This is a genomic window from Mangrovactinospora gilvigrisea (assembly GCF_001879105.1).
GTDB lineage: Bacteria > Actinomycetota > Actinomycetes > Streptomycetales > Streptomycetaceae > Mangrovactinospora > Mangrovactinospora gilvigrisea.
The window spans coordinates 1-6,850 of record NZ_MLCF01000167.1 but is presented as its reverse complement, the minus strand read 5'-3'; the positions used below and the strand labels follow the sequence as shown (position 1 = coordinate 6,850).

Annotated in this window: 5 protein-coding genes and 1 pseudogene; 3 read left to right on the top strand and 3 right to left on the bottom strand. The window is 76.9% G+C overall.

Features of this window, described 5'->3' with window-relative positions:
- Positions 1-537: pseudogene (locus BIV57_RS22730) on the bottom strand (hypothetical protein); the annotation flags it as partial.
- The gene (locus BIV57_RS22725; RefSeq protein WP_079170610.1) at positions 534-1,277 is read right to left on the bottom strand and encodes an ABC transporter ATP-binding protein; all 744 of its coding nucleotides are present in this window, start codon (positions 1,275-1,277) and stop codon (positions 534-536) included. The pseudogene BIV57_RS22730 and the gene BIV57_RS22725, both read right to left, overlap by 4 nt.
- Positions 1,278-1,517: 240 nt before the next feature.
- On the opposite strand from BIV57_RS22725, the gene BIV57_RS22720 reads away from it, so the two are divergent.
- Positions 1,518-3,002, top strand: a complete 1,485-nt coding sequence (locus BIV57_RS22720; RefSeq protein WP_071658753.1) for a gamma-aminobutyraldehyde dehydrogenase — start codon at positions 1,518-1,520, stop codon at positions 3,000-3,002.
- Between the two features lie 154 nt (positions 3,003-3,156).
- Positions 3,157-3,621: a bifunctional DNA primase/polymerase gene (locus BIV57_RS22715; RefSeq protein ID WP_071658756.1), complete on the top strand. Its 465-nt coding sequence runs from the start codon at positions 3,157-3,159 to the stop codon at positions 3,619-3,621.
- 99 nt (positions 3,622-3,720) lie between these two features.
- Here the strand turns inward: BIV57_RS22715 and BIV57_RS22710 are convergent, their stop codons facing one another.
- Positions 3,721-4,359: a phosphatase PAP2 family protein gene (locus BIV57_RS22710; protein WP_079170609.1), complete on the bottom strand. Its 639-nt coding sequence runs from the start codon at positions 4,357-4,359 to the stop codon at positions 3,721-3,723.
- 534 nt (positions 4,360-4,893) lie between these two features.
- On the opposite strand from BIV57_RS22710, the gene BIV57_RS22705 reads away from it, so the two are divergent.
- A partial coding sequence (locus tag BIV57_RS22705; protein ID WP_071658752.1) for a hypothetical protein occupies positions 4,894-6,850 on the top strand: 1,957 nt, incomplete at its 3' end.

Here is a 6,850-nt window from a genome sequence, read left to right as displayed (position 1 = left end):
GGGCGCCGGGAGGGGGGCCGCGGCCGGGGCGGCCCTGGGGTGACGCAGCGTCAGCGCGGCGGTGGCGGCTGTGACGACGGGGACGGCGAGCAGCAGCGTGCCGGCCCCGGCGAGCGGGACGCCGTCCGGGAAGCCAGCGGCGGCGCGACCCAGCATCCGGCGGACGGGGGCGGTGCGGTGGGCGAGCTCCAGCACCGGGAGGACGGCGGCGGATCCGGCGAGAGCGGCGGCGCCGGTCTCGGCGGCGTGCAGCAGGCGGATCGTCAGGCGGTCGCAGCCGGCGGCGTGCAGGGCGGCGTGGCAGGGAGCGCGGAGGGCGGCGCGGAGGTCGGCGAGCGCGGCGGCGGCGAGGGCGCCCAGCGCCGCGACGGCGAGGGTGGCGGCGGCCTCGTGGGGGGCGGCGTGCGGCGCGTGGGCGGCGCGGGCGAGGAGGGCGACGAGGGGCAGGCCGGTGGCGGCGGAGACGGCGGCGAGCGCGGCGAGGGTCGCGGCGGCGCGGACGCCCTTGAGGGACTGCAGCATCAGGACGGCGATCATCGGCCGTCACCGTCCGCGCGGTAACCCGCCTGCCGCCGCTTCTCCCCGGCGCCCCACCCCGGGTCCGGGGTCAGGCGGCCGTCGGTGAGGTGGAGGCGGCGGTCGGCCAGCGCCGCCACCTCGGGGTCGGCCGTGGCCAGCACCAGCGTCATCCGGTGCGAGCGCACCGCCGTGGCCAGGACGCGCAGCAGCCGCGCCGAGCCCGCGGTGTCCAGGCACGCCGTCGGGTCGTCCGCGAAGACCACCGACGGCGCCCCCGTCAGCGCCCGCGCCACCGCCACCCGCTGCTGCGCCTCGCGCGGCAGCCCGTCCGGCCGCAGCCGCGCCAACTCGCCCAGCTCCAGCCGGTCCAGCCACTCCGCCGCGGCCGCCTCCGCCGCGCGCCGCCGCAGCCCGCGCAGCATCCCGCCGACCGCCGCGTTCTCCGCCGCGGTCAGCTCCGCCAGCAGCCGCGGCTCCGGCCCGACGAAGCCGAAGTGCTCGCGCCGCAGCCGCTCCCGCCGCCCCGCGGAGAGGGTGTGCACCGGCGCGCTGTTGAACCACACCTCGCCCGAGTCCGCCGCGGTCGTCCCCGACCAGCACTCCAGCAGCGTCGTCTTCCCCGCGCCCCGGGTGCCCGTGACGGCCAGCAGCTCGCCCTCCCGCACCCCCGCGGACACGCCGCGCAGCACCGGTCCGCCGCCGCGGTGCCGCACCAGGGCACGCGACCAGAGCACATCATTGTCCGGAGGGGAGGCCACCGCCCGGTGGCCCGTCCGCCGGGTGGACGTCGTCGAAGTCGCCGAAGTATCCGTCATCTCAACCAAGTTCAACGAGGTTCGGACCCCTGAGGTGACGCCGCAGAACCTCCCGCCCATGTCCCGGTTTGTCCCATGAATCTTCATTCCAGCAGCCCCGGTACCGCCGTTTCGGGTTCCCGTCGCGGCCAAGGAGCGGCATGCTGGGGCCTGCGGCCACCCGTCGCCCGGCCACCGCCCCTGATGGGCGGGCCGCCCGACGCCACATCCTGGAGGAGCGATCACGTGAGCGACCTGCGAACCCTGCACAACCATGTCGCCGGAAAGCCCGCCCCCGCCGCCGACGGCGCCACCTACGAGGTGCTCGATCCGGCGACCGGCGAACCGTACGCCACCGCGCCGCTCTCCCGCGCCGCCGACGTCGACCGGGCGATGGCCGCCGCCGCGGAGGCCTTCCCGGCCTGGCGGGACGCCACGCCGGGCGAGCGCCAGCAGGCGCTGCTGAAGATCGCCGACGAGATCGAGGAGCGCGCCGAGGAGCTCATCGCCGTCGAGTCCAAGGACACCGGCAAGCCGATCGGCCTCACCCGCTCCGAGGAGCTGCCGGTGATGGCCGACCAGATCCGCTTCTTCGCCGGCGCCGCCCGCCTGCTGGAGGGCCGCTCGGCCGGCGAGTACATGGCCGGGCTCACCTCCTTCGTCCGCCGCGAGCCGGTCGGCGTCTGCGCCCAGGTGACGCCGTGGAACTACCCGATGATGATGGCCGTCTGGAAGTTCGCCCCCGCGCTGGCGGCCGGCAACACCGTCGTCCTCAAGCCCTCGGACACCACCCCGGCCTCCACCGCGCTGCTCGGCGAGATCATCGGCCACCATGTGCCCGACGGCGTCTTCAACGTGGTCTGCGGCGACCGCGACACCGGCCGGCTGATGGTCGAGCACCCCACCCCCGCGATGGTCTCCATCACCGGCTCGGTGCGCGCCGGCCGCGAGGTCGCCGGGGCCGCCGCCCAGCAGCTGAAGAAGGTCCACCTGGAGCTGGGCGGCAAGGCCCCGGTGGTGGTCTTCGAGGACGCCGACGTCCCGGCCACCGCCGCCGCGGTCGCCGAGGCCGGCTTCTTCAACGCCGGCCAGGACTGCACCGCCGCCACCCGCGTGCTGGTCGCCTCCTCCGTCCACGACGCCTTCGTGGCCGAGCTCGCCTCCATCGCCAAGGGCCTGCGCACCGGCGCGCCCGGCGGCGCGGACGACGCCGATCTCGCCTACGGGCCGCTCAACAACGCCGACCAGCTCGCCAAGGTCTCCGGCTTCATCGACCGGCTGCCGGCGCACGCCACCGTCGAGTCCGGGGGCCACCGGGTCGGCGAGCGGGGCTACTTCTACGCCCCGACCGTCGTCTCCGGCCTCAAGCAGGACGACGAGATCGTGCAGAACGAGGTCTTCGGGCCGGTCATCACCGTGCAGCGGTTCGACGGCGAGCAGCAGGCCGTCGAGTGGTCCAACGGCGTGGAGTACGGGCTGGCCTCCTCGGTGTGGACGAAGGACCACGGCCGCGCGATGCGGATGTCCAAGGCGCTGGACTTCGGCTGCGTCTGGATCAACACCCACATCCCGCTGGTCGCCGAGATGCCGCACGGCGGCTTCAAGAACTCCGGCTACGGCAAGGACCTCTCCGCCTACGGCCTGGAGGACTACACCCGCATCAAGCACGTGATGACGAGCCTGGACTGACGCCGCCTCGGGCGCCGCGCAACCCGCGGGCCGCGCCGCGGCGGGGCATCGGGGCGAAAACCGCGATTGGCGGGAAATCAACCCCGAAAGCCGCGTAATGATCCGCGCCCCGGCCGCTCCTCCTTCGCAGTGGAACCGAAGGAGGAGAGGAATGATGTACGACCGAAGGGGCGCGCGCCGCGCGCTGGAGTGGCTGGCCGCCGCCGCCGAGGACCCGGAACGCTGCCGGCACGACTGGGAGCTCTCCGAGTCCGGCCTGGCGCTGCTGCCGGCCGGGCACATCTGGGACGTGCTGGTGATCCCCGGCCGGCTGGGCGCGGCCACCCTGCGCGTACTCCGGCTCTGCCTGCCCGAGCCCGGCCCGGTGCTCACCGACGGCGGCGGCCATCTGGGGTTCCTCGTCCCGCCGGGCACCGCCGAGCGCTGGGTGGGATCCGGGGTGCGGTGCGTGGGCCTGGGCGGCTGGGTGGTGGTGCCGCATCCCGCCCGCGAGCCGTCCGGCCCGGTCCGCTGGCTGGAACCGCCCGACGGGACGGGCCGGCTGGGCGATCCCGAACTGGTGGAGCTGGCCCTCCACGAGGCCGCCGCCCGGCTGCGGGGGACGGGCGACGAGCTGTGACGGGCGCGGCGTGTGCGGCGTGTGCGGCGGGTGCGAAGCCCGCGCCACAACGTTGTCGGTGCGACCCGGACGGCCCGGGCGGGCCAGGGTGGCGCGCCGTCAGTCCGGCCGGCGGCGCAGCAGTCGCAGCTGCGCCACCGCCGCGCACCACCACACCGTCCCGGCGAGGCACCAGCTGGCGACGACGTCCGACACCCAGTGGAAGTTGCACCACACCAGGCCCGCGCCGACGCCGAGCAGCACCAGCGCCAGCAGCCCCACCAGCACCCGGCGCAGCACCGGCCGCAGGATGTACGGCAGGAGCAGCAGCAGACCGGTGCCGAGGCAGACCGACGCCGTCGCGGTGTGCCCGGACGGGAACCAGCCCCAGCCGCCCGGCACCACCCGCTCGCCGTCCGGGCCGGGCCGCGCCACCAGCACCTTCCCGGGGACGACGGTGCCCATCAGCACCACCAGCGCGGCCGGCGCGATGACCGCCGGCACCCACCACCGCAGCCGGCGCCGGCGTGCCAGCACGGCCGCCGCGACGGCGGCGGCGAGCAGCAGCGGCACGGAGACGAGGGTGTCGCCGATGTCCGAGAGCAATTGGGCGAGCGTCTCCACGCCGGGCAGCCGGCCGGGCCCGCCGTCGCGGGCGGACTGCACCGCGTCACGCAGCGTCGCGTCGAGGCGGTCGACCGGGCCGTGCGGCACCAGCGCCTGCCAGGTGAGCAGGCCGAGGACGGCGAGCAGCAGCACCGGGGGGAGAAGAAGAAGCCGTCCCGGGGCGAGGGGGAATGCCCCGGGACGGCTCCGGCGACCGCCGGAGGATGCGCCCTGACCCCGGGGGGAGGGGGCGGGGCGCCGGCCGGCCGGGCTGGGGGATGTGCCGTCGGCGGGCCGTCGTCCGGCTTGCGAGGGCTCGCCGTCCCCCGAAGGGGAACCGGGCCGACGCAGGTGGGGGCCTGGCGTGGGCACGGCGGCGGCGGGTCCTTCCTGGTCGGCTCGGTGATCGTGCTCGCTGTTCTGCTTAGAAGGTACGCCCGGAGTGTCCGGCGCGGAGTCGGCGACCATCCCACCATCATCAACTCCGCACACGATCTTCACGCCTGTTCCGGCCAGGCGGTGTCGGCGCCGCGTAAGGGGCGCGGGGCGCCGCGGGATGCGCGGCTCCGCCCCGGGGGCGCGGCCGGGGCACCGAACTCGGCGGCGCAACACCGCTCCTGACATCGCGTCACCGTCGTGCACCGCGGGTAGCCTGAGGACGCAGTCCGCCCGCAGGAGGCCGCCACAATGCGCCACACGTCCGGGGATTCCCCGGCGCCGTCCCGCGCCGTCCCGCCCGCCCCGACGGTCCCGCCGCCCGCCCCGACGCCCGCGGCGCCGAAAACCGCCGCCCCCGCGGCGGCGCCGGCGCCCGCCGAGGTGCAGCTGTGGGCCGCCCGGGAGCGGCGCACGCCGCTGCCCGGCGTCTACGCCCTGGACCGGCACGTTCCGCGCCCCGCGGACGACCCCGACGACCCGGCCTCCGGCCGCCTCTGGCCGCGGGCGCTGATCGCGCTCGCCGCCGCGGTGCTCTTCGCCTGGCAGGTGATGCTCTGGGAGATCGACCTGCTGGCGATCATCCTCAACACCCTGCTGGGCGTTCCCAAGCCGCTCCAGGTCGCCATCTACTACCTCAACTACCTCGCCTACTTCGGTGGCTGGTGCTGGCTCTGGTACCGGATCGGCCGCTGGGGCCCGCTCGTCCGGCGCCTCTCCGTCCGCTACCGGGCGACCCAGGCGGCGGCTGCCGCGGCACGGGGTGCCGCCGAGGGCGGTGCCCCCGCCGCATCGCTCTTCCCCGAGCTGCGCCGGGCCGGGCATCCGCCGCTGGCGGCGGCCGCGGACCGGCTGGACCGGGACGCCGCGGCCGGCCGCCTCAACGACGTCGACTACGCCCGGCTGCAGCACGCCTGGCAGCAGGCCGGCGGCGACCGCGACCGGGCGGACCGGTTCGCCGCCGAGGTGGCCGCCAACGGCGCGGCGGCGTTCGGCCGGGCCGGCGGGGATCGCGACCTGCCGGCGCGCAGCGCCCGCCACGACCTGAAGACCGCTCAGGTCCGGCTCGGTACGGTGGCCGACGATCCGCGCAACCCGGCCGAGTACCGCGGCGCCGGCCTGGCGCTGGATCCGTCGCTGCTGGGCACCTCGGTGCTCGCGGTGGGCTCCGGCACGGGCGCGGAGCCGCCGCGGGTGCTTCGTCCGGTCGCCGAGAGCCTGGGGTTGCAGGCGCTCGCCGGCGCGGCCGCGGTGGTCGCGCTCGGCGGTCCGCATGCGCCGCTGGGTCCGCGGGACGGCTACGACGTGCTGGTGCTGCCCGGGTCGGCGGACGGGCTCGCCTCGCCCGACCGGCTGGATCTGTACGGCACGGCGACGCCGGAGACGGCGGCGCGCTGCCTCGCCGATGCGCTGGTGCCGCCCGGCGTGGAGGACGGGGAGCGCAGCGAGCGGGCCCGGGTGGCGCTGCGTCAGCTGCTGGTGCCGCACTTCGCGGCGTACGGGTGCGGCCCGTCGCTGCGGGTGCTGCGCGAGCTGCTGGAGGGCGAGGAGGCGGCGATGCGCGCGCTCGGTCTGGCGCTGGACGAGCGCGGGCTGGTGGAGACGCATGCGCCGGAGCTGCGCGCCCGGGTCCGCCAGCAGTACCGGAACGACGATGTGGGCGCGCTGCTGGCGGACCGGCTGGCGCTGCTGGACGTGCCCGCGGTGGCGGGCGCGCTGGCGGCCGACGGCGGGGTCGCGGTGGGCCGGCTGGCGGAAGCGGGGGATCCGCTGCGGGTGCGGATCGAGCTGCCGCACGACTCCCATCCCGAGGCGGCGGAGATCCTGGCACGGCTGGTGGCCGGGCAGTTCCTGACCGGGGCGGCGGGGCGTAGCGAGGATGCGGCGTTCGCCGCGCTGCTGGTGGACGACGCGGCGCCGGTGGTGGACGAGCGGCTGGTGCGGGGGCTGGCCCGGCTGCGGGCGGCGGGAGCGGCGGCGGTGCTGGCGCTGCCGACGCTGGCGGACGTGCCGGAGCGGCTGCGGGAGCCGCTGGTGGCGGCGGTCGGCTGCCGGGTGGCGCTGCCGGGGCTGCCGCCGTGGGACGGGCGGCTGTTGTCGGAGGCGTGGGGGACGACGTGGCGGGACGAGCGCTCGGTGACACGGGCGCCGGACCGTTCCGGCGGGGTGGTGCGGCGTGCGGGGCGCGCGGTGCGGGGGGCGGTGCGGG

What these genes read in the sequence shown, in the direction of transcription:
- BIV57_RS22720 (WP_071658753.1), top strand. Translation starts at nt 1,518, where the DNA reads ATGGGCGGGCCGCCCGACGCCACATCCTGGAGGAGCGATCACGTGAGC.
- BIV57_RS22715 (WP_071658756.1), top strand. Translation starts at nt 3,157, where the DNA reads ATGTACGACCGAAGGGGCGCGCGCCGCGCGCTGGAGTGGCTGGCCGCC.